At 68.6% G+C, this 20,787-nt stretch carries 21 protein-coding genes; 16 read left to right on the forward strand and 5 right to left on the reverse strand.

Features of this window, described 5'->3' with window-relative positions:
- Positions 1-20 precede the first annotated feature (20 nt).
- On the forward strand, positions 21-1,223 hold the full coding sequence (locus tag OG817_RS35755) for an IS110 family transposase (protein WP_406049278.1): 1,203 nt from the start codon (positions 21-23) through the stop codon (positions 1,221-1,223).
- Here the strand turns inward: OG817_RS35755 and OG817_RS35760 are convergent.
- Positions 1,189-2,121, reverse strand: a complete 933-nt coding sequence (locus OG817_RS35760) for a nucleoside hydrolase (protein ID WP_406049280.1) — start codon at positions 2,119-2,121, stop codon at positions 1,189-1,191. The two genes, OG817_RS35755 and OG817_RS35760, sit on opposite strands and share 35 nt — an antisense overlap.
- Positions 2,122-2,250: 129 nt before the next feature.
- Here OG817_RS35760 and OG817_RS35765 point away from each other — a divergent pair, with 129 nt between their 5' ends.
- The 7 genes from OG817_RS35765 to OG817_RS35795 all read left to right on the forward strand — a co-directional run bounded on the left by OG817_RS35765 (position 2,251) and on the right by OG817_RS35795 (position 10,011).
- On the forward strand, positions 2,251-3,660 hold the full coding sequence (locus OG817_RS35765; RefSeq protein WP_406049282.1) for an FGGY family carbohydrate kinase: 1,410 nt from the start codon (positions 2,251-2,253) through the stop codon (positions 3,658-3,660).
- Between the two features lie 142 nt (positions 3,661-3,802).
- On the forward strand, positions 3,803-4,552 hold the full coding sequence (locus OG817_RS35770; protein ID WP_406049284.1) for a cupin domain-containing protein: 750 nt from the start codon (positions 3,803-3,805) through the stop codon (positions 4,550-4,552).
- The gene (locus OG817_RS35775; RefSeq protein ID WP_396390839.1) at positions 4,549-5,712 is read left to right on the forward strand and encodes a Gfo/Idh/MocA family protein; all 1,164 of its coding nucleotides are present in this window, start codon (positions 4,549-4,551) and stop codon (positions 5,710-5,712) included. The genes OG817_RS35770 and OG817_RS35775 overlap by 4 nt, the downstream gene beginning before the upstream one ends.
- A complete protein-coding gene (locus OG817_RS35780; RefSeq protein WP_406049286.1) occupies positions 5,709-6,890 on the forward strand; it encodes a dihydrodipicolinate synthase family protein in 1,182 nt (393 codons plus the stop codon). Before OG817_RS35775 ends, OG817_RS35780 begins: the two co-directional genes overlap by 4 nt.
- Positions 6,887-7,702: a sugar phosphate isomerase/epimerase family protein gene (locus OG817_RS35785; RefSeq protein ID WP_406049288.1), complete on the forward strand. Its 816-nt coding sequence runs from the start codon at positions 6,887-6,889 to the stop codon at positions 7,700-7,702. Before OG817_RS35780 ends, OG817_RS35785 begins: the two co-directional genes overlap by 4 nt.
- Before the next feature lie 24 nt (positions 7,703-7,726).
- Positions 7,727-8,482, forward strand: a complete 756-nt coding sequence (locus OG817_RS35790) for a sugar phosphate isomerase/epimerase family protein (RefSeq protein ID WP_406049290.1) — start codon at positions 7,727-7,729, stop codon at positions 8,480-8,482.
- Positions 8,483-8,571: 89 nt separating this feature from the next.
- Positions 8,572-10,011 carry a diguanylate cyclase domain-containing protein gene (locus tag OG817_RS35795; RefSeq protein WP_406049292.1) on the forward strand — a complete coding sequence of 480 codons (1,440 nt, stop codon included), beginning with the start codon at positions 8,572-8,574 and terminating at the stop codon, positions 10,009-10,011.
- Positions 10,012-10,013: 2 nt separating this feature from the next.
- Here the strand turns inward: OG817_RS35795 and OG817_RS35800 are convergent, their stop codons facing one another.
- On the reverse strand, positions 10,014-10,889 hold the full coding sequence (locus tag OG817_RS35800; RefSeq protein WP_406049294.1) for an aldo/keto reductase: 876 nt from the start codon (positions 10,887-10,889) through the stop codon (positions 10,014-10,016).
- 157 nt (positions 10,890-11,046) lie between these two features.
- On the opposite strand from OG817_RS35800, the gene OG817_RS35805 reads away from it, so the two are divergent.
- Positions 11,047-12,582 carry an alkaline phosphatase D family protein gene (locus tag OG817_RS35805; protein ID WP_406049296.1) on the forward strand — a complete coding sequence of 512 codons (1,536 nt, stop codon included), beginning with the start codon at positions 11,047-11,049 and terminating at the stop codon, positions 12,580-12,582.
- Entirely contained in the window at positions 12,582-13,409 is an 828-nt protein-coding gene (locus tag OG817_RS35810; protein ID WP_406049298.1) for a polysaccharide lyase family protein, read from the forward strand. The genes OG817_RS35805 and OG817_RS35810 overlap by 1 nt, the downstream gene beginning before the upstream one ends.
- Before the next feature lie 2 nt (positions 13,410-13,411).
- Here OG817_RS35810 and OG817_RS35815 read toward each other — a convergent pair whose 3' ends face one another.
- Positions 13,412-13,816, reverse strand: coding sequence for a hypothetical protein (locus OG817_RS35815; RefSeq protein ID WP_406049300.1), 405 nt, complete (start codon positions 13,814-13,816; stop codon positions 13,412-13,414).
- Here OG817_RS35815 and OG817_RS35820 point away from each other — a divergent pair.
- Positions 13,744-14,163, forward strand: coding sequence for a GNAT family N-acetyltransferase (locus OG817_RS35820; protein WP_406049302.1), 420 nt, complete (start codon positions 13,744-13,746; stop codon positions 14,161-14,163). The two genes, OG817_RS35815 and OG817_RS35820, sit on opposite strands and share 73 nt — an antisense overlap.
- Positions 14,164-14,246: 83 nt before the next feature.
- Entirely contained in the window at positions 14,247-14,591 is a 345-nt protein-coding gene (locus OG817_RS35825; protein ID WP_406049304.1) for a tetratricopeptide repeat protein, read from the forward strand.
- On the opposite strand, the gene OG817_RS35830 is transcribed toward OG817_RS35825, so the two are convergent.
- Positions 14,579-16,255 (reverse strand): glycosyl hydrolase family 28-related protein, encoded by a 1,677-nt coding sequence (locus tag OG817_RS35830; protein ID WP_406049306.1) that lies wholly within the window; start codon positions 16,253-16,255, stop codon positions 14,579-14,581. The two genes, OG817_RS35825 and OG817_RS35830, sit on opposite strands and share 13 nt — an antisense overlap.
- Positions 16,256-16,418: 163 nt before the next feature.
- On the opposite strand from OG817_RS35830, the gene OG817_RS35835 reads away from it, so the two are divergent.
- Together OG817_RS35835 and OG817_RS35840 are read left to right on the forward strand one after the other, a co-directional pair.
- Positions 16,419-17,552: an LLM class flavin-dependent oxidoreductase gene (locus tag OG817_RS35835; RefSeq protein ID WP_406049308.1), complete on the forward strand. Its 1,134-nt coding sequence runs from the start codon at positions 16,419-16,421 to the stop codon at positions 17,550-17,552.
- Positions 17,549-18,151, forward strand: a complete 603-nt coding sequence (locus tag OG817_RS35840; protein ID WP_406049311.1) for an FMN reductase — start codon at positions 17,549-17,551, stop codon at positions 18,149-18,151. The genes OG817_RS35835 and OG817_RS35840 overlap by 4 nt, the downstream gene beginning before the upstream one ends.
- Here the strand turns inward: OG817_RS35840 and OG817_RS35845 are convergent.
- A complete protein-coding gene (locus tag OG817_RS35845) occupies positions 18,148-18,903 on the reverse strand; it encodes a TetR/AcrR family transcriptional regulator (protein ID WP_396390823.1) in 756 nt (251 codons plus the stop codon). The genes OG817_RS35840 and OG817_RS35845 overlap by 4 nt on opposite strands.
- Positions 18,904-19,014: 111 nt before the next feature.
- Between OG817_RS35845 and OG817_RS35850 the strand changes: the two genes are divergently transcribed.
- Together OG817_RS35850 and OG817_RS35855 are read left to right on the forward strand one after the other, a co-directional pair.
- Positions 19,015-19,968, forward strand: a complete 954-nt coding sequence (locus tag OG817_RS35850) for an ATP-binding cassette domain-containing protein (RefSeq protein ID WP_406049313.1) — start codon at positions 19,015-19,017, stop codon at positions 19,966-19,968.
- The gene (locus OG817_RS35855) at positions 19,965-20,759 is read left to right on the forward strand and encodes an ABC transporter permease (protein WP_396390821.1); all 795 of its coding nucleotides are present in this window, start codon (positions 19,965-19,967) and stop codon (positions 20,757-20,759) included. The genes OG817_RS35850 and OG817_RS35855 overlap by 4 nt, the downstream gene beginning before the upstream one ends.
- Positions 20,760-20,787: the final 28 nt, after the last annotated feature.

The raw sequence follows: 20,787 nt of genomic DNA on the forward strand, positions 1-20,787 counted from the left end.
GCCGGAACGAGGAGGAGAAGTTGAGTGAGCGCCGTGCCCAGGTCTGGGCCGGGATCGACGCGGGCAAGGGGCACCACTGGGTGGCGGTGGTCGACGAGACCGGCGCGACGTTGTGGTCGAAGAAGGTCGACAACGACGAGGCGGCGATCCTGACCGCGCTCGGCGAGATCCTGGCCCTGGCCGGCCAGGTGCACTGGGCGGTGGACATCTCGGGTACGTCGTCCGCGCTGTTGCTGGCACTGCTCGCGGCCCATGGTCAACTGGTCGTCTATGTTCCCGGCCGGACAGTGAACCGGATGGCGGGCGCCTACCGGGGCGAGGCCAAGACCGACGCCCGTGATGCCTACGTCATCGCCGACACTGCCCGCCACCGCAACGACTTCGCTCCGATCGACGTACCGGCCCAGCTGGCCGCCGACCTGGCGTTGCTGACCGGCCACCGCACCGATCTGGTCGCCGACCGGGTGCGGATGATCAACCGGCTGCGTGACGTGCTGACCGGTGTCTTCCCTGCGCTGGAGCGGGCTTTCGACTACTCCGCGCACAAGGGCGCACTGGTTCTGCTGACCGGCTACCAGACCCCGGCCGCGATCCGGCGCCGTGGCCGGGCGAGGCTGACGGCGTGGCTGGCCAACCGTGGTGTCCGCGGCGCTGACGCGGTCGCGGCGGCCGCACTGCAAGCAGCTCAGGCCCAGCACACCGTACTGCCCGGCGAGGACGTCGCCGCCCAGATCGTCGCCGATCTCGCGGCGCAGATCCTGTCCCTGGACGACCGGCTCAAGCGGGTCGACCAACAGGTCCGTGACACCTTCCGCAACCACCCACAGGCAGACATCATCGAATCCCTGCCCGGCATGGGACCGATCCTCGGCGCCGAGTTCGTCGTCGCGGCCGGTGACCTGTCGTCCTACGCCGACGCCGGCCACCTCGCCTCGGCCGCCGGGCTGGTTCCCGTTCCGCGTGACTCCGGACGCCGCACCGGCAACCTGCACCGGCCCAAACGCTACAGCCGCCGCCTGCGCCGCGTGTTCTACCTGTCCGCGCAGACCAGCATCATCCGCGACGGACCGAACCGCGACTTCTACCTCAAGAAACGCGGCCAAGGACTCAAACACGTCCAAGCCCTGATCGCCCTGGCCCGCCGACGAGCCGGCGTCTTGTGGGCCCTCCTGCGCGACAACCGGATCTTCACCCCCGAACTGCCGACCCCGCAACCGGCTTGACTTCCTCATTGAGACTCCTTTGGCGGGCGAAGCGGCGGATCTTGGCGAACATGTCCTCGAGCAGGAAGCGGACGTCGACCTGTTCGCACACGTGGATCGGGTTGTCGGTGCCGGGCAGGTACCAGCCGTCGACGCCGAAGCGCGGTGCCGGCCGGACCCGGAAGTTGCCGCTGTGCGGGTAGAGCATCAGCGAGATGGCCGGGGAGTCGCCCAGCGAACGGGACTCGATCGGCTCGCCGTGCCAGGTGGCGTTCCACTCGATCAGCTGGTCGATCAGGTACTTGCCGAGCGGGCCGGCGTCGCCGATCTTCTCCTCGAGCTCGGCGTAGCTCACCGAGACCTTCGTGTAGACGTCGCTGGTGACCTGCCACACCGTCATGCCGGAGCCGAAGACCACGTTCGCGGCGTGGATGTCGTTCGACAGGTTGAACTCCATCCGGTAGTCCGCGCTGTAGCCCTGGTAGCCGCGTCCGCCGATCCAGATCACGATCACGTCCCGGTCCACGATCGCCGGGTCGAGCAGGATCGCCGAGGCCATGTCGGTGAGCGGGCCCAGGAACGAGACGAACAGCGGGTCGTCCTTCGAGGCCGGCTTGGACTCCTCGATGATCAGCCGCGCACCGGGCGAGTCCAGCGGGGTCTGCTCGTCCGGGATGCCTGTCGGAGCGCCATTCGCGACGGGCACCTTGCCGGTCAGGTCGAGCAGGTCGAGCAGGAGGTCGATCTCCTCGCGTGACTCCTCCATGCTCCGGTCCGACCGGCGGGTGCCGAAGTGCGCGGGAATCAGCCCGCGGATGTCGAAAGTGGGCGACAACAGCCCATGCACGATCGCGAACTGGTCGTCGGCCTCGTTCTTGGCGTCGGTGTTGATGATCACCCGGCGTCTGCTCGGCTTCACCTGTGTCGACCTCCATCGGCGGATCGAATAAATATTCACTACTGCATAATTCGTCGCCATGAGTGTCGCCACGACGCTAGAGTCCCGTCAAGGGCTCGCTTGAACGTTGTCAGACTTGGAGGGCGATCGATGGCGCCGGCCGTACTCGCGGTGGACCAAGGCACCACGAACTCGAAGGCAGTCCTGGCGAGCGCCGACGGCACCGTGCTGGCCACCGGGTCTGCGCCGGTCAGACTCTCGGCTCCGCAGCCCGGCTGGGCCGAGCAGGATGCCGACGACCTGTGGCGCAGCGTGCTCGAGGCGATCTCGTCGTGTCTGGCCGCCGCGGAGCCCGTCGACATCGCCGGGATCGGATTGTCGACGCAACGTGAATCGGTGGTCGGCTGGGACAGTCGTACCGGCGAGGCTGTGGGCCCGGTCATCGGTTGGCAGGACGTGCGTACGACGTCCTGGTGCTCGTCGCTCCCGCCCGGCTTGAACTCGCTGGTGCGATCTCGCACCGGACTGCGGGTGGATGCGATGTTCTCGGCGCCGAAGCTCCGCTGGCTGCTCGACCACACGAACCCCGATCGCGTGGGCACCGTGGACTCGTGGCTGATCCACCGGCTGACTGGTTGCCGTGAGCACCTGACTGACGCGGGCAACGCCTCGCGGACCTTGCTGTACGACGTACTCGGACTCGACTGGTCCCCGGCACTGCTCGAGGCCTTCGGCGTACCCCGATCCGTACTGCCCGAGGTACGGCCTTCGAACGCCGGATTCGGCGTCACCGCAGGCGTTTCGGGCCTGCCGGACGGGATCCCGATCGTTGCCGTGCTGGCGGACTCGCATGCGGCGATGTACGGCCAGGGCTGCACGCGGGCCGGGATGATCAAGGCGACGTACGGGACCGGGTCGTCGGTGATGACGCCGGTCGACGAGTTCGTTGCGGACGGATGCACTCTGGCGTGGCTGACGGACCGGCCGCTGTACGCACTCGAGGGCAACATCGTCTCCTCGGGCGCCGCGCTCGCGTGGACGGCCACCACACTCGGACTGCCGGACGTCGGCGCGTTGATGGACCTCGCGGCGACTGTGAACGACGCCGGTGGGGTCAGCCTGGTGCCTGCGTTCGCCGGCCTCGGAGCCCCGCACTGGGACCGTGCCGCGCGGGCCGCGATCACCGGGATGAGCAGTTCCACCACCCGCGCGCACCTGGCCCGTGCCTGCGTCGACGCCGTCGCTCACCAGATCTGCGACGTCACCGACACCATCCCGGGCACACCCGCACGCCTGCGCGCCGACGGCGGCGCGACCGTCTCGGATCTCCTCATGCAGACCCAGGCCGACCTGCTCGGCCACCCCGTGGAAGCTGCCGATGTTGCCGAGATCTCGGCCCTGGGTGCCGCCGAACTCGCCTGGACCACTCTCGGCGCTCGCACCGGCTGGGCCGCCCAGCGCGGCTACCACCGCTTCGAGCCCGCCATCGACGCCGCTGAGCGAGCGAGCCGCCGCGTCGAGTGGGCGGCCGCGGTCGCCTCGGTTCGCACCTCGAAGTGACGTCCCTCTCGCTCTGAGTGTGCTGACCGGATGCGGTCGGACATCGCTTTCCGTTACGGGTTGACTCGTCGTGACGGCCCACCTAAAGTGGCGGCCACAGGCCTCGGAAAGCCCTTTCCCAGGCTCACGAGGGGAGGCGGCGATGTGCGAGTTCGGACCGGGCCCGGCCACGGCGCTGCCGGGCGGCATCGGCATCTCGTTGCTGAAGGTGTACGACCTCCAGGCCCCGGACGGTTCGGCCGGCGGCTCCCCGCACGTGCACCTGGCCTGCTCCGAGGGGTACTACGTGGTCGCCGGATCCGGCTCGGTCCAGACGCTGAACCCCAAGGGCTTCACGCAGACCCCGCTCGAGGCCGGCGCTGTGGTCTGGTTCGACCCCGGGACGATTCACCGGCTGGTCAACGGCGGCAGCCTCCAGATCCTGGCGCTGATGTCGAACTCCGGGCTCCCCGAGGCCGGCGACGCCGTACTGACGTTGCCGCCGGAGCACCTGACGGACCGCGAGACCTATCTGAAGGCGACCACCCTCACCGGCGAGGGTGAGGCCCGGACCACGTCCGCGATGGCCCGGCGCAACCTCGCGCTCGACGGCTTCGCCGTACTGCGGGAGTCCTACGAAACCGACGGGCCGTCCGCGCTGGACGACTTCTACGCGGCGGCGGTCCGGATCGTCCAGCCGCAGCTACCGGACTGGCGCCGCCGCTGGGACCAGGGCGCTCGCCGGCTGGCCGAGCAGACCGGCGCCGCCCTCGATGCTCTCGAAGCCGGTACGGCGCCGCACCTACAGACCGCTGAACTCCACGAGCTACCCGCCCCCACCGAGTTCGGCCTGCATGGCATGTGCGGTCGCCTCGACATCTACGACATTTCTTCGCGAGAGGCAGAACAGTGAACGAGCGACGCGTCGGCATCGTGATGAACGGCGTCACCGGCCGGATGGGCCTGCGCCAGCACCTCGAGCGTTCCATCGTGGCGATCCGCGAGCAGGGCGGCCTGCCCGCCGCCGACGGGACGATGATCATCCCCGAGCCGATCCTGGTCGGCCGCAACGAGCTGAAGCTGCGCCGGATCGCGGAGCAGCACGGCCTGACCCGGTGGACCACCGACCTGTCCGAGGCGCTCGCCGAGCCGGACGTCGAGATCTACTTCGACTCGTCGCTGACCCAGCTCAGGGAGAAGGGCGTCCGCGCCGCGGTCGAAGCAGGCAAGGCGATCTACTGCGAGAAGCCGATCGCGGAGAGCCTGGACGCGGCGATCGACCTGGCCCGGTTGGTCCGGGACGCCGGGCTGAAGAACGGCATCGTCCAGGACAAGCTGTCGCTGCCCGGGCTGCGGAAGCTCAAGCGACTCGTCGACGGTGGGTTCTTCGGCCGGATCCTCTCGGTCCGGGGTGACTTCGGCTACTGGGTCTTCGAAGGTGACTGGCAGGAAGCGCAGCGGCCGTCGTGGAACTACAAGCTCGAAGAGGGCGGCGGCATCATCCTCGACATGTTCTGCCATTGGCGGTATGTGCTCGACCAGACCTTCGGCCAGGTCAAGTCGGTGTACTGCCAGGGCGCGACCCACATCCCGACCCGGGTCGACGAACAAGGCAACGAGTACACCGCCACCGCAGACGACTCGGCGTACGGCGTCTTCGAGCTGGAGGGCGGGATCATCGCGCAGATGAACTCGTCGTGGGCGACGCGGGTGTTCCGCGACGAGCTGGTCGAGTTCCATGTCGACGGGACCGAGGGATCCGCGGTCGCGGGGCTGCGGAACTGCCGGGCGCAGCACCGGTCCGCGACGCCGAAGCCGGTGTGGAACCCGGACCTTCCGGCCACCGAGAAGTTCCGGGACCAGTGGGCGACGGTGCCGGACAACGAGGTGTTCGACAACGGGTTCAAGGTGCAGTGGGAGATGTTCCTGCGGCACGTGGTCGACGACGCCCCGTTCACCTGGGACTTCGTCGAGGCCGCCAAGGGCGTGCAGCTGGCCGAGCTGGGCCTGCAGTCCTGGCGCGAGGGCCGCAAACTCGAGGTCCCCGCTCTGAACCTCGAGGGACAGCTGTGACGCTCGAGGTTCTCCTTCCAGCCGGTGATGGGTTGGAGAGGTACCGGTTGGTGGGTGAGCCGGTTGCTCGGGGCACCTATTCGCCGGCTCGGTCGCGGCTGGCGTTTGCGGCCGCCCATGTGGTGGCGGATCCGCTCGGGGACAACTCGCCGGGTGCGCCTGCGGTGATTGATTGGGAGCACACGCTGGAGTTTCGGCGGCATCTGTGGTCGCTGGGGTTGTCGGTGGCCGAGGCGATGGACACCGCGCAGCGTGGGATGGGGCTGGACTGGCCGGCGACGCAGGAGTTGATCCGGCGGTCCGCGGCCGAGGCGCCGGACGGGCGGATCGCGGTTGGCGTCGGCACAGACCAGCTCACCGCTGCGAACCGTCCCACAGCCGGCTCCGACGGTCCCCACGAGTTGGACGCGGTGATTGCTGCGTACGAAGAGCAGCTAGGTCTGGCCGAGGAGGTCGGCGCGCAGCCGATCCTGATGGCTAGTCGGGCGTTGTGTGCCGCCGCCGAGTCGCCTGAGGACTACCGGAAGGTCTACGACCGGCTGCTCGGTCAATCGACCCGCCCGGTGATCCTGCACTGGCTCGGGTCGATGTTCGATCCGGCCCTCGACGGCTACTGGGGTAGCGACTCGCTCGACACCGCCGCGGATGTCGTCGTCGATTTGATTGCCGACAATGCGACAAAGGTCGACGGGATCAAGGTCTCGCTGCTGGACGCTTCGCGTGAAGTTGCCCTGCGCAACCGTCTGCCGGAGGGCGTCCGGCTCTACACCGGCGACGACTTCAACTACCCGGCCTTGATCAAGGGCGACGACGACCGCTACAGCGACGCACTGCTCGGCATCTTCGCCGCGATCGCGCCCGCCGCCGCGGCGGCGCTGAAGGCGCTGGACGACGGCGACCTCGACACCTACGACCGCGTCTTCGCACCGACGGTCCCGCTCGCGCGGCAGATCTTCTCGGCGCCGACGTACTACTACAAAACCGGGATCGCCTTCCTGGCCTGGCTGAACGGGCACCAGCCCGGGTTCTCGATGGTGGGTGGCCTGCAGACCGGCCGGTCGCTGCCCCACCTGGCCGACACCTTCCGGCTCGCCGATCAAGCCGGCGTACTGACGAATCCGGAGCTTGCCGTCCAGCGGTTCGGGCAGTTGCTGCGGGTGGGTGGAGTCGACGCGTGAATCGTTACAGCCTGAACCAGGCGACGACGAAGTACTGGCCGCTCGAGGATGTCGTCGCGGCGAGCGCCAAGGCCGAGCTGTCGTGGATCGGGCTGTGGCGTGAACCGATCCAGGAGTACGGCGTCGACAAGGCCGCCCGGCTCGTCGCCGACGCGGGACTGAAGGTGTCGTCGCTGTGCCGCAGCGGTTTCTTCACGTCGACCGATCCGGCCGAGCGAGCAGCGAAGATCGAGGACAACCGTCGCGCGATCGACGAGGCCGCCACGATCGGGACCTCCGTGCTGGTGCTCGTCAGCGGCGGTCTGCCGCCGGGCTCGCGCGACCTCGACGGCGCGCGTTCCATGGTCCGCGACGGGCTGGCCGAGCTGGCGCCGTACGCGTCGGAACGCGGGGTCAGGCTCGCGGTCGAGCCGTTGCATCCGATGTTCTGCTCCGACCGGTGCGTGGTGTCGTCGCTGTCGGGCGCCCTGGATCTCGCCGAGCAGTTCCCGGCGACACAGGTCGGCGTGATCGTCGATGCCTATCACCTGTGGTGGGACGCCGACGTCTACCGGCAGATCGAGCGCGCGGGTGAGCGGATCCTCTCCTACCAGGTGAGCGATTGGGTCGTCCCGCTTCCGGAGGACACACTGCTCGGCCGGGGCATGATGGGCGACGGCTCGATCGAGCTGCGCCGTCTCCGTGCAGCGTGCGATGCGGCCGGGTACGACGGGCCGATCGAGGTAGAGATCTTCAACCAGAAGGTGTGGGACGCACCAGGGCAGCAGGTCTTCGACCTGGCGCTCGCGCGGTATCGGGAACACGTCATCTGACCCTCGACATCAGGAGCTGACCGTATGAGTGACCGGACCATCCCCGCCGACGGCATCGGCATGCACCTCTACACGATGCGCGACGTGCTGGCCGAGGACTACCCGGGGACGCTGAAGCGCCTCGCCGGGATCGGATATCGCACGATCGGGGTGAGCGGGCGGTTCGACCACAGCGCCGAAGAGATCCGGTCCTTCGCGGACGACGCCGGGCTGTCGATCGTGCTCGAGCACATCGGGTACACCCGGATGGCGGACGACTGGGACAGCGCGCTGGCCGGAGTGAAGACGCTGGGCGGGAAGTGGGTCGTCGTACCGTCGATTCCCTCCGAGCTGCATTCGGTGGAGGGTTTCCGTACGGCGGCCGCGGCGTTCACCGAGGCCGGTAAGGCCGCGCGTGATGCCGGACTGAAACTGCTGTTCCACAACCACGGGCGCGACTTCGACTCGGTCGACGGGCAGATCCTCTTCGACATCCTGCTGGACGTCGATCCGGAACTGCTCGGGTTCGAGTTCGACCTGTACTGGGCGGTCGAGGGCGGCCAGGACCCGGCGCAGTACTTCCAGGAGAACCCGGGCCGGTTCCCGGCGCTGCACGTGAAGGACATGGCCGCGGACGGGTCGTGGGAGGACGTCGGCGCCGGCAAGCTCGACTTCGCCGCGATGTTCGCGCACGCCACGGAGGGCGGCGTCGAGCAGTGGCTGGTCGAGCACGACAAGCCCACCGACGCCTGGCACTCGGCCGAACGCAGCTACCGCGGCCTGACCGAACTCCGGTTCTGACCCGGGCTCGGGACCACCAGACACGGCTTAACCGGATCAGATCTGGTGACGACCGCTCACTGCTGGTGAGATCGGTCTAGGCTCGATCCGTGCAGAAGGAGCCTACGGTCCGGCTGACCGCCATCCGCCGCCTGTACGAGGTGAGCGCCCGGATGGGTGCGGGGCGGAGCCTGGCCGAGACGCTGCAGGCGGTCGTCGACGGTGTGGTGGACGGCCTCGGCTTCGGCATCGCCGTACTGAACCTGCGCCACCCGGACGGCAAGTTCGAGGTAATCGCGGTGGCCGGCTCGCCGGAGGCACGGGAAGCCCTGCTCGGCACGGTGAGCGCGGCGGACATCTTCGACGGCGAGTTCGCCATCGCGGACAAGTGGGGCGGCCTGCGCTTCGTGCCGCACGAACGGCTGCCCGAAGGCGAGGTCGTCGGCTGGGTGCCCGAGATCCCGGTGTCGGACGACCCCGCCGCCTGGCATCCGCTGGACGCGTTGTTCGCGCCGCTGCACTCGTCCGACGGTGAACTGGTCGGGATGCTGGCGGTCGACCTGCCCGAGGATCAGCGGCGGCCAGGCCCGATCCACCGGGAGTTGCTGGAGATCTTCGCCACCCAGGCCGGGCTGGCGATCGACAAGGCCCGGTTGACCGATCAGTTGCTGGCCGAGAAGACCCGGCTCGAGGCGAGCGAGACGACGTTCCGGATGGTCTTCGAGGGCGCCGGGAACGGGATGGCCACGATCGCCTTCGACGGGTCCGAGGCGGGCCGGATCGTGCGCGTGAACGACGCGTTCTGCCGGATCACCGGGTACGCCCCCGACCAGCTGATCGGCGTACCGATGGTGGAATTCCTCCGCGACGAGGAGCCGGCCCAGTCCCAGCGGGAGCTCGAAGAGCTTGCCCGAGGCAACAGAACGTACCGGTTCGAGCGGATCTTCACCCAGCCCGGGGGCAACGAGATCTGGCTCGGCGGGACGGCGACGATCGTCGCCCAGGGCGCCGGGCTGCCGCGGATCCTGCTGATCCAGATCGACGACGTGACCGCCCGCAAGGACGCCGAGCGCGAGCTGCGCCACCACGCCGCCCACGACCCGCTGACCGGCCTGCCCAACCGCCGCCTGCTCCAGCACCGCTTCGCCGCGGTGCTGGAGCGGACCCGCGCGTCAGGCCGGCCCGGTGCCGTGCTGTTCTGCGATCTCAACCACTTCAAGCTGGTGAACGACGGCTACGGTCACGAGGCCGGCGACCGCGCGCTGCGCGAGATCGCCACCCGGCTGGCCGCTGAGGTCCGGCACGGCGACACCGTGGCCCGCCTGGGCGGCGACGAGTTCGCGATCCTCGCCGAGGACATCGTCGACGAGGACCTCGCGACCCTCATCGCCCGCCTCGAGACCGCCGTCAGCCGCCCGCTCCCCGGCATCACCATCGAGGTCAGCACCAGCATCGGCACCGCCCCGATCACACCCGGCTCGACCGACCTGGACACCCTCCTCCACACCGCCGACCAGGCGATGTACGACGCCAAGCACCGCCGCAACTGACCTCAGGCGGCGTCCAGGGTGGCTACCTGGTCGGGGGTGAGTTCGAGGTCCAGGGCGGCGTACGAGTCGCGGATCGTCTCCGGGCGGCTGGAGCCGGGGATAGGGACGACATGCGGGGACTTGGCCAGCAGCCAGGCGAGGGTGACGCGCTGCGGGCTGACACCGAGGTCGGCGGCGAGCCGGTGGAACGCGGGGTGCTTGCTGCCGAGGTCGCCGGCGTTGGAGATGCCACCGAGCGGCGCCCAGGGCAGGAACGCGATGCCGAGCTCGTCGCACAGCTCGAGCTCCGGCTCGCTGGACCGGAACGCCGGCGAGAACTGGTTCTGCACCGAGACGAGTCGGCCGCCGAGGATCTCGTTGGCCTCCTTGATCTGGGCCGGGTTCGCGTTCGAGATGCCGGCCATCCGGATCTTGCCGGCGTCGAGCAGGTCGCGGATCGCGCCGATGGAGTCCGCGTACGGCGTCTTCGGGTCGGGCCGGTGGAACTGGTAGAGCCCGATCGCCTCCACCCCGAGCCGCTTGAGCGACTCGTCCGCCGCCTCCTTCAGGTGCGCCGGGGACCCGTCCACGGTCCAGCTGCCGTCACCGGGTCGCTGGTGGCCACCCTTCGTCGCAACCAGGACCTTCGAGGTGTCGCCGCCGTACGACGCCAGCGCCTTGGCGATCAGGGACTCGTTGTGGCCGACGTCGGTCGCGGTCAGGTGGTACGCGTCGGCGGTGTCGATCAGCGTGATGCCGAGGTCGAGCGCCGCGTGGATGGTCGTGATCGACCGGGCCTCGTCGGGCCGGCCCTCGATCGACATCGGCATGCCGCCGAGCCCGATCGCGCTGACCTCGACGTCGCCGATCCGGCGGGTGTGGTTCTTCTGAGCTGCCATGTCTCCAACGTCCCGCGTGCGGGTCTCCGATTCCAACAGGAATCTCCGCACAGACTCAGCACTCCTGGTGCTGAATCGATGTCAAGGGGTTACCTTTCGAACGGTAGTTACGTAAGAATGTGACGCAACTCGACCTCCCCTGGATCGGAGCCCGCCCGTGCCTCCTCCTCCTCCCACTCGTCGTACCTTCCTCCAGCTGACCGGCCTGAGCGCCGCCGCGGTCGCCATCGGCGTCGCCGCGCCGGCCGGCGCCGACGCCACCCCGGCACGCCCGATTCCGTCCGGCGCCTTCGCGCTCGGCGTCGCCTCCGGTGATCCGCGCACCGACGGTTTCGTCCTCTGGACCCGACTCGCCCCGTCGCCGCTGGCGACCGACGGACACGGCGGCATGCCCGCTGCTCCCGTCCCCGTGCAGTACGAGGTCGCCGAGGACAGCCAGTTCCAGCGCGTCGTACGCCGTGGGCTCGCGATCGCCACCCCCGAGCTGGCGCACGCCGTACATCCCGAGGTGCGCGGTCTGCGGCCGGATCGCGAGTACTTCTACCGGTTCCGCGCCGGCAGCGAGCTCAGCCCGGTCGGCCGGACCAAGACGCTGCCGGTCCAGGGGTCGCAGTTCACCTTCGCCACTGCCTCCTGCCAGGCCTGGTACCACGGGTACTTCGCAGCCCATCGCGACATCGCCCGCCGGGCGCCGGATGCGGTGTTCTTCCTCGGCGACTACATCTACGAGTACGGGATCGTTGCCGGCGACAACCTCTGGCGCGAGGGCGTCTCGGTCGGACCCGAGCACGGCGTGGAGATCGAGACACTCGAGCAATACCGGTTGCGGTACAGCCTGTTCAAGACCGATCCGGACCTGCAGGCCGCGCACGCGGCCGCGCCGTGGTTCCTGGTCTGGGACGACCACGAAGTGCAGAACAACTACGGCGCCGACAACTCGCTGTACGGGATCCCGCCGGAACTGTTCGTGCATCGCCGCGCCGTTGCGTATCGCGCGTTCTACGAGAACTTACCGGTCGCTCTGGACAGCCTGCCGCACGGACCGGACGGTCAGCTCTACCGGCGGTACGACGTCGGATCGCTCGCGCGGGTGCACCTGCTCGACACCCGGCAGTACCGCGACCCGCTGCCGGTGGACGAAGCCGATCGCGTGTCCGAGCAGCGCACCATCATGGGCGCCAAGCAGGAGAAGTGGCTGTACGACGGACTCCGCCATTCACCCGCGACCTGGAACGTCGTCGCGGGCGGTGTCGTCCTCAGCGCGATCACCGACGACCGGACCGAGCAATGGGACGGCTATCCGGCGAACCGGCGCCGGGTGCTCGAGGCGATGGGCCAGGCGGGCACTGCGGTCATGCTCACCGGCGACATCCACCGCCACGTGGCCTCCGAACTGAAGCTGGACTTCGCGAATCCGGATTCGCGGACGGTCGGCGTGGAACTGGTGTGCTCGTCGGTCGGCTCGAACGGGGACGGCACCGACACGGACCAGTACGCGCAGGACTGGCTCCAACACTCGTACGTGAAGCTCTACAACGCGCGCCGTGGGTATGTGCACTCGACCTTGACCCGATCCGACCTGACCTCGGAGTTCGTCACCTTCCCCTACATCCAGGCCGACGCGAACGCCGAACCGCATGTGGTCGCGACCTTCCGCACGCCCGCCGACGATCCTCGTCTGGAGGCACTGTGATGAATCGTCCTCCCGCCATCACCCAGCTTCGTGGCACCGGCGACATCGGCACCCTCACCCTCGACTGGAAACCGGTGTCGTGGGCAACGGTTGTCGACCACTACGCCGTGCACGTCGCCGAGCCCGGATCCACGACGTACACGCTGCTGGGCAAGACCGTCTATCCACACTTCGTGCATCGTGGACTCGGATTCGCCGGCGTCACCAGGTCCTATCGGGTGGTGACAGTGGATGCTGCGGGCAACAGGTCGCAGGCGTCGCATTCCCTTGCCGCTGCGAACAAGACGTCCGTGACGCTGTCCGGTCAACCGATCGCGCGAGTCGGCGTCTATGACGGCAAGGGCTCGGAGCTGGCGTTGTCACCCAGGGGGTACGCCGACTACCCGGTGCGCTTCCCCTCGGATGTCGACTACACCTACGGAACGTCGGTGCCCTCGGCCGACTGGTCGTACCTGTTCCCGGGGCCGGCGGACAAGTGGGCCGGATCGAAGAACCACACGGTGACGTTCCGGTTCGATCTGATCGCGCCGCCGGAGCAGGATCTCGACCTGGCGCTGTGGCTGATCGACAGCCACGCCAGCATCCCGGGCTCCGCCGTACTGTCCGTCAACGGCACCGAGGTCGGGCGGCTGGCGTTCGCGAACGGTGCCACCAAGGGCTCGACGGTTGCCGACAGCACCTACCCCGGTTCACCGCTCAAGCCGTCGTACCTCGAGACACCGTTGCCCAAGGCGCTCTTCCGGACCGGTCAGAACGTGATCGAGCTGGTGAAGGACGAGGGCTCATGGATCGCGTACGACGCCTTCGGGATCTACGCGCGGAAGTAGGCTCAGCCGGGCACGTCGAGTCGTTGGGTGCCGACCACCGACAGCAGGCGCAGTGCTTCCTCCGACGGCGAGCCGGGGGTCGCGGTGTAGATGATCACCTGCTGGTCGCGGTCGGGGATCGCGAGGGCGTCGCAGTTCACGGTCACCGTACCGACCACCGCATGCTCGAAGTCAGCTCTTACACGTGTCAGCTCGCGTGCACGAGAGGATCCCGGTCTTCGACGACGTACCTCTGGCGCGCGGGTGAACGACGGCGGGGCACGATAGGTCCATGCAGATCGACGAACGAGTACGACGAGCCCGCCCCGACGACGTCCCCGCGCTCGTGGAACTGGTGTACGGCCTGGCCGAGTACGAGCGAGCCCCCGAGGAGTGCCGGCTGACCGCGGACCAGCTCCACACCGCACTCTTCGGCGAGAACCCCGCCGTCTTCTGCCACGTCGCCGAACACGAGGGCGCGGTGGCCGGATGCGCCCTGTGGTTCCTCAGCTTCTCCACCTGGCGCGGCGTCCACGGCATCTACCTCGAGGATCTCTTCGTCCGCCCCGAAACCCGCGGCACCGGCCTGGGCAAAGCCCTCCTCACCGCCCTGGCCCAGGAATGCGTGACCCAAGGCTACGAACGCCTCGAATGGTCCGTCCTCGACTGGAACACCCCCGCCATCGACTTCTACAAATCCCTGGGTGCCCACCCCCAAGACGAATGGACCATCTACCGCCTGACCGACGAACCCCTCACCCGCCTCGGCTCGTAGCCTCCAGGCCGGCGACGCGCCCGGAATAGGAGCGGGGGTGGGGCCGTTGATGCGGTGTCTTGGTTGCTACGAGGAGGTGTTTGGTGGAGGACTTGCGGGCGCTCGGTTATGGGCTGGGGCAGCAGTACTTCGAGGAGCGGGATTATCGGGGGGCTATTCGGGCTTTGCGGCCGGTGGTGGAGGAGACGCCTGAGGATGTGGGGACTCGGTTGCTGCTGGCACGGGCCTACTATCACGCGGCGTTGCTGAAGCCGGCTGAGGAGCAGTTGCTCGAGGTGATCGAGCGGGAGCCGACCGAGTACTACGCGCACCTGATGATGGCGCGGACGCTCGAGCGGCAGTCCCGGGCCGAGGAGGCCGGCAAGCACCGCCGGATCGCGGCGGCGCTCACCGGTGACGACGAACTACTCAGGCCTCACAGCGCCTGACGTTGGGCGACGTACAGGTCGGGGACGGCGGGGCGGTCGCCTAGTAGGTAGGTGCCGTTCTCGAGGTCGCCTTGGAAGTCGCGGGGCAGGCCGCTCGGGTCTGAGGTGAGACCTTGGAGGCCGACGGTGATGCTGCGGGGTGCGACGTCGGCGAGCTGGATCGCGTAGGGACTGCCGGAGGTGATCCGGACGTTCCAGTGCGCGATCCGCGCGCCGAACAGCGGCCCGGACGCGGCAGACCCACCGACCCGGCCGTTGTTCACCAGCGTGATGTCGGTACGGGCGTTCTCGAACGGCATCGCGCGATGCGTGTCGAACGTTCCCTCGGCCATCCGCCCGCGCCGCCAGACGTTGCCCGCCGACAGCCCTTCCAGGTTGAGGCCGTGATGCGTCGACCCGGACGGCAGCGGCACCGTGAACTGCTCGATCTCGAACCCGTCCACCTGGTTGTCGTGCGACTGCATCCGGCAGGCGAAGCTGTGATGCGCGGACCGGCCGCCGACCACCACGTTCGTCAGCGTCACCGCCTTCGTCGTGGTGAACCCGAACCCGAGATCGCAGTTCTCCACCTGTACGTCGTCCGCCCAGCAGTCGTGAACCGCCTGGAAACACAGGCCGTTCGACCCTGGATGCCTGTTGTGCGCGGTCATCGGCCGCAGCTCGTTCCGAATCGTCAGCGACTCGACACCGACGTCGTGCACCGTCGGCCCGACCTCCCGCAAGCGGGACGGCCAGCTCGGCCGGAGGTCGTACCTGAGCGGCTGAGCCAGCCGCACCAACCGTTCACCCAGCACCGCCTCGATCCGCACCGGCCACTGCAGGCTCGCGTACTGCACGTACTGCCCACCGGACCCGGTCGTCAGCTGCGGCGCCTTCACCGGCCAGTCGTACTCCCGCGCCCCGGCCACGTCCCCGGCCAGATGCCGCAGTACGCCGGCATCGGCCGGATTGTCGGTCTCGAGTACGACGAGATCCCCGGCGGCGAGGTGTTCGGTCGAAGACACGAGCAGCGTCCGTTGACCACGGGACGCCGCACCGACCTCGGTCAACGTGTCGCCGAGCATCCAACCTTCGGAGCCGGCGTACTCCTCGGCCTCCGACAGTGCCTTCCGCTCCGGCGCCATCACCCAGATCTGGCCACCGGTCCACGACCAGCGGCTGTTGCCGGTCGACTGCAGGTTCGGCCGGTAGCCCTCCTCGAGCGGGCGGTTGAAGTGCAGGATCGTGCGCTCCCGGCCCGCGCCCTTCAGAACGACGTTCGACCAGTGGATCCAGACCGGCAAGTCGAAGCGGTACACACCGGGAGGTACGACGACCGTCCCGCCACCGCGACTGCCGGCGTACTGGAGGGCCTGGGTGAAGGGGACGGACGCGTCGGCGGTGCTGCCGGGGCGAGCGCCGAAGTCGGTGACGTTCGCGACCACCCGCGGGCGGAGCGGGTGCTCGCCGCCGCGGAAGCCGGCGTGGGAGATGTCGGGGATGAGCGGATGGGCGCCGGGCGCCTCGGCCCATTCGGCCAGGAGTTGGGTGGAGAGGTCACCACCAGAAGCGGGCGGAGTGGCGGCGGTGGCAGGTGAGGTCAGCAAGGTGGTCGCGGGAACGGCGGCGGCGCTGCCGAGCAGGAGACGCCGGGTCAGGCGGGGCGAGGTGTTGGGGTTCTGCATGGAGAACTCTCCTCAGGGCGGTGAGGTTTCGCATGACGGGACCTAGTTTCACCACATGGACCGGGACTGACAAGGGCGTGATGGAATGACGGACAGGGGATTGGCGTTGAGCTGGGCAGCGGTAGTTTAATAATGAACTATCTACCCCAGTCGAGGAGGACAGATGCAGTTCGGTGTGTTCACCGTCGGTGACGTGACCGAGGATCCGACCACCGGTACGACCGTGAGCGAGGCCGAGCGGATCAAGGCGATGGTGGCCATCGCACTGAAGGCCGAAGAGGTCGGCCTGGACGTGTTCGCCCAGGGTGAGCACCACAACCCGCCGTTCGTACCGTCGTCGCCGACCACCCAGCTCGGCTTCATCGCCGCGAAGACCTCGAAGATCATCCTGTCCACCGCGACGACCCTGATCACCACCAACGACCCGGTGAAGATCGCCGAGGACTACGCGATGCTGCAGCACCTGGCCGACGGCCGGGTCGACCTGATGATGGGTCGCGGCAACACCGGCCCGGTGTACCCGTGGTTCGGTCAGGACATCCGCAATGGCATCGGGCTCGCGATCGAGAACTACGCCCTGCTGCGCCGGCTCTGGCGCGAGGAGGTGGTCGACTGGGAAGGCAAGTTCCGTACGCCGCTGCAAGGCTTCACCGCGACACCGCGGCCGCTGGACGGCGTACCGCCGTTCGTGTGGCACGGGTCGATCCGCTCGCCGGAGATCGCCGAGCAGGCCGCGTACTACGGCGACGGCTTCTTCCACAACAACATCTTCTGGCCGGTCTCGCACACCCAGCGGATGATCGAGCTGTACCGCAAGCGCTTCGAGCACTACGGCCACGGTGCCGCGGACCAGGCGATCGTCGGTCTCGGCGGTCAGGTGTTCATGCGGAAGAACTCGCAGGACGCCGTCAACGAGTTCCGGCCGTACTTCGACAACGCGCCGGTGTACGGACACGGGCCCACCCTGGAGGACTTCAGCCGGGAGACGCCGTTGACGGTCGGCAGCCCGCAGCAGGTGATCGAGCGGACGCTGACGTTCCGGGAGCACTTCGGTGACTACCAGCGCCAGCTGTTCCTGATGGACCACGCCGGACTGCCGTTGAAGACCGTGCTGGAGCAGCTGGACATCCTCGGCGAAGAGGTGGTTCCGGTACTGCGCAAGGAGTTCGCCGCCAAGCGGCCGGCGCAGGTCCCGGACGCGCCGACGCACGCTTCGCTGAAGGCCGCCGCCGAGCGGGCACGCGACCTGGAGACGATCGCGGAGCCGGCCGGATCGGTCGAGGAGACGAGCCGATGAAGGAACGGGTGATCGCCGTGGTGACGGCCGGGCTGACGACGCCGTCGTCGTCCCGGCTGCTCGCCGACCAGCTGGCGGCCGCCGTCCGGGACGAGTTGTCCGGGCGTGGGATCGAGTCGCGGATCGAGCTGATCGAGGCCCGCGACCACGCGCATGAGCTGACGAACAACCTCCTCACCGGCTTCCCCTCGGCCGAGCTGGAGAAGGTGCTCGCCACGGTCGCCGGGGCGGACGCTCTGATCGTGGTCTCGCCGACCTTCAGTGCGTCGTACTCCGGGCTGTTCAAGATGTTCTTCGACGTGCTCGACGACCAGGCATTGGCCGGCAAGCCGGTCCTGCTCGCGGCGACCGGCGGGACCGAGCGCCACTCGCTGGTGCTCGAGTTCGCGCTGCGGCCGCTGTTCGCCTATCTGAAGGCGATCCCGGTCCCGACCGCCGTGTACGCCGCGTCCACGGACTGGGGTCCGAACGCGCAGACGCTGCGGCCCCGCATCACTCAGGCCGCGAGCGAGCTGGTCGCGGCCCTGCAGCACGAGACGCCGACACACGCGGATCCGTACGACAACCCGACGCCGTTCGAGGACCTCCTCAACAGCTAGGACCGCTCGTCGATGAGCAGTGAGATGCCGTCGAGGATCCGGGTGAGGCCGAAGGACAAGGCGTGCGCGGGGTCGATGACCGACTGGAACTGTTCGCCGACCGAGGTGCCGACCCGTCCCGCCACCGGGAAGTGCTGAGCCGCGCCGGACATGACGCGGGTCAGGGTCGGCGAGATCTGCCGCCACCACTCCTCGTCGGACAGCCCGGACTCGCGCTGGGTGCGGAGCTGTTCGGCTCCGGCACGGGCGGTCCCGTGAACGTGCGTGAGCACCAAGGTCAGGGCCGAGTCCATCTCGACGTCGGTCAGCCCGAGGCCGTCGAGGGGCCGTAGCTCGGCCTCGTACTTGACGGTGATGTTGGGGCCGAGCGCGTTGCGCATGGTCGGGACGTCGTGGATCCAGGGGTGCTTGGTGAGCACGTCCCAGTTGCGACGGGCAATGAACTCCAGCGCTCCACGCCAGCCGCCGGGCTGCCGCGACGGTTCGTCGGCGTCGGCGTACAGGTCGCCGTACACGCTGTCGAACATCAGGTCGGTCAGCTCGCCCTTGCCCGGGACGTGCGTGTACAGCGACATCGTCCCGGCCTTCAACTGCTCGGCGACCATCCGCATCGAGACCGCGTCGAGCCCTTGAGCGTCGGCCAGGTCGATCGCCGTGTCGACGATCGACCGCACGGTCAGGCCGGACCGGCCGGGCTTGGTGTGGCTGCCCCACAGCAGCGCCAGACTGCGCGCCGGATCGGGCGCGGACACCTTCTTTCCTGCCAACGGAACTAACTCCAGCCGCTCGTCGTTGTCCCGATCGTACCTGAGTCGTACAGTGTACGGTACACTCTACGACTCAACCTGGGCGAGAGGTGGGAAGTGACTACGGAACGTGTGATCGAGGCCGTCGGCGTACGGAAGAACTACCGCGGCGGCACCGAGGGGGCGGGGCTGAACGGTTTCGACCTGGAGGTCACCGCCGGCACGGTGACGGGGCTGCTCGGCCCCAACGGCGCCGGCAAGACGACGGCGGTGCGGATCCTGTCCACACTGCTCGAGCTGGATTCCGGTACGGCGACGATCGCGGGGTACGACGTCCGTCGGCAAGGAGCGGAGGTACGGCGCCGGATCGGGCTGGTCGGGCAGTACGCCGCGATCGACGAAGTACTGACCGGGCGGCAGAACCTGGTCATGTTCGGCCGGCTGAACCACCTGGGCCACACGGCCTCGGGACGCCGGGCCGACGAGCTGCTCGAGCGGTTCAGCCTGACAGAGGCGGCCGGTCAGGCGGTCAGCAAGTACTCCGGTGGGATGCGGAGACGGCTCGACCTGGCGGCCAGCCTGATCGTGGCGCCGGCGGTCCTGTTCGTGGACGAGCCGACGACCGGGTTGGATCCGGCCGGGCGGCTCGAGGTGTGGTCCGCCGTACGGCAGTTGGTGGACGGCGGGACGACGGTGTTGCTGACAACGCAGTACCTGGAGGAGGCCGATCAGCTGGCGAACCGGATCTCGATGCTCAAGGCCGGGGTTGTCGTGGCCGAGGGCACCCCGGACGAACTGAAGACGCAGCTCGGCTCGGACTGGCTGGACTTGGTGCTGGTCGATCCAGCCGACGTGCAGCGGGTGGTCGGATTGGCCGGACCACTGGCGGACGGAGACATTCGGATTGCCGGCAATCGGATCAGCGTGCCGGTGAAGGACCGCACCAAGGCCCTCGTGGTGATGGCCAACTCGTTGCATGAGGCAAAGATCGAGCCGGAGGACATCACCTTGCGCAGACCCACGCTGGACGAGGTGTTCCTGCACCTGACGGGACCGGAGGTGGCAGCGTGACGGCGTTCGGCTGGGCGCTCGCGGATGGGTGGACGATCGCGCGGCGGACCTTGACGCACTGGCGGATGCAGCCGGGGCTGGTGCTGTTCTCCTGGTTCTTCCCGGTGCTGATGCTGCTGATGTTCGGCGGGCTGCTCGGCGGGGCGATGGACTTCCCCGACGGCGAGTCGTACTACGAACTGCTCGTGCCGGGGATCTTCGCGCTGTCGATGCTGTTCGGGCTGGAAGGCACGATGACCGCGGTCACCCAGGACCGGGACAAGGGGGTGACCGACCGGTTCCGCTCGCTGCCGATGAGCTCGGCGGCGGTCGTCCTCGGGCGGTGCATCGCGGACATGCTGGACTCGGTGGTGACGCTGATCGTGCTTGCCGCGGCCGGGCTCGCGCTCGGCTGGCGGTGGCATGAAGGACTGCCGGCTGCGGTGGCCGCGTTCGGGTTGCTGTTGCTGCTGCGGTTCGCGTTGCTGTGGATCGGGATCTTCATCGGGCTGACGGTGAAGAACGCTCAGAGCGTCACGATGGTGCAGGTCCTGGTCTGGCCGATCGGCTTCCTGTCCAGTGCGTTCGTCGCCACGTCCACGATGCCGGCCTGGCTCGGCACGATCGCGCAGTGGAATCCGTTGTCGGCCACGGCCACCGCGTCGCGTGCCCTGTTCGGCAATCCCGATCCGTCGGCGACCGCCACCTGGATCGGCACCCATGCCGAGATCGCGGCGATCATCGGGCCGCTGGTCCTGACCGCGGTGTTCCTGCCCCTGTCGGCCCACCGCTACCGCACGCTCTCCCGGTAGAGATGCCTGTGGGGCTCCGGCGGCATAC

The organism is Kribbella sp. NBC_00889, assembly GCF_045207705.1.
In the GTDB taxonomy this organism is placed as follows: domain Bacteria; phylum Actinomycetota; class Actinomycetes; order Propionibacteriales; family Kribbellaceae; genus Kribbella.

What these genes read in the sequence shown, in the direction of transcription:
- OG817_RS35810 (WP_406049298.1), top strand. Translation starts at nt 12,582, where the DNA reads ATGAATCGTCCTCCCGCCATCACCCAGCTTCGTGGCACCGGCGACATC.
- OG817_RS35800 (WP_406049294.1), bottom strand. Translation starts at nt 10,889, where the DNA reads ATGGCAGCTCAGAAGAACCACACCCGCCGGATCGGCGACGTCGAGGTC.
- OG817_RS35790 (WP_406049290.1), top strand. Translation starts at nt 7,727, where the DNA reads ATGAGTGACCGGACCATCCCCGCCGACGGCATCGGCATGCACCTCTAC.
- OG817_RS35765 (WP_406049282.1), top strand. Translation starts at nt 2,251, where the DNA reads ATGGCGCCGGCCGTACTCGCGGTGGACCAAGGCACCACGAACTCGAAG.
- OG817_RS35840 (WP_406049311.1), top strand. Translation starts at nt 17,549, where the DNA reads ATGAAGGAACGGGTGATCGCCGTGGTGACGGCCGGGCTGACGACGCCG.
- OG817_RS35835 (WP_406049308.1), top strand. Translation starts at nt 16,419, where the DNA reads ATGCAGTTCGGTGTGTTCACCGTCGGTGACGTGACCGAGGATCCGACC.
- OG817_RS35770 (WP_406049284.1), top strand. Translation starts at nt 3,803, where the DNA reads ATGTGCGAGTTCGGACCGGGCCCGGCCACGGCGCTGCCGGGCGGCATC.
- OG817_RS35830 (WP_406049306.1), bottom strand. Translation starts at nt 16,255, where the DNA reads ATGCAGAACCCCAACACCTCGCCCCGCCTGACCCGGCGTCTCCTGCTC.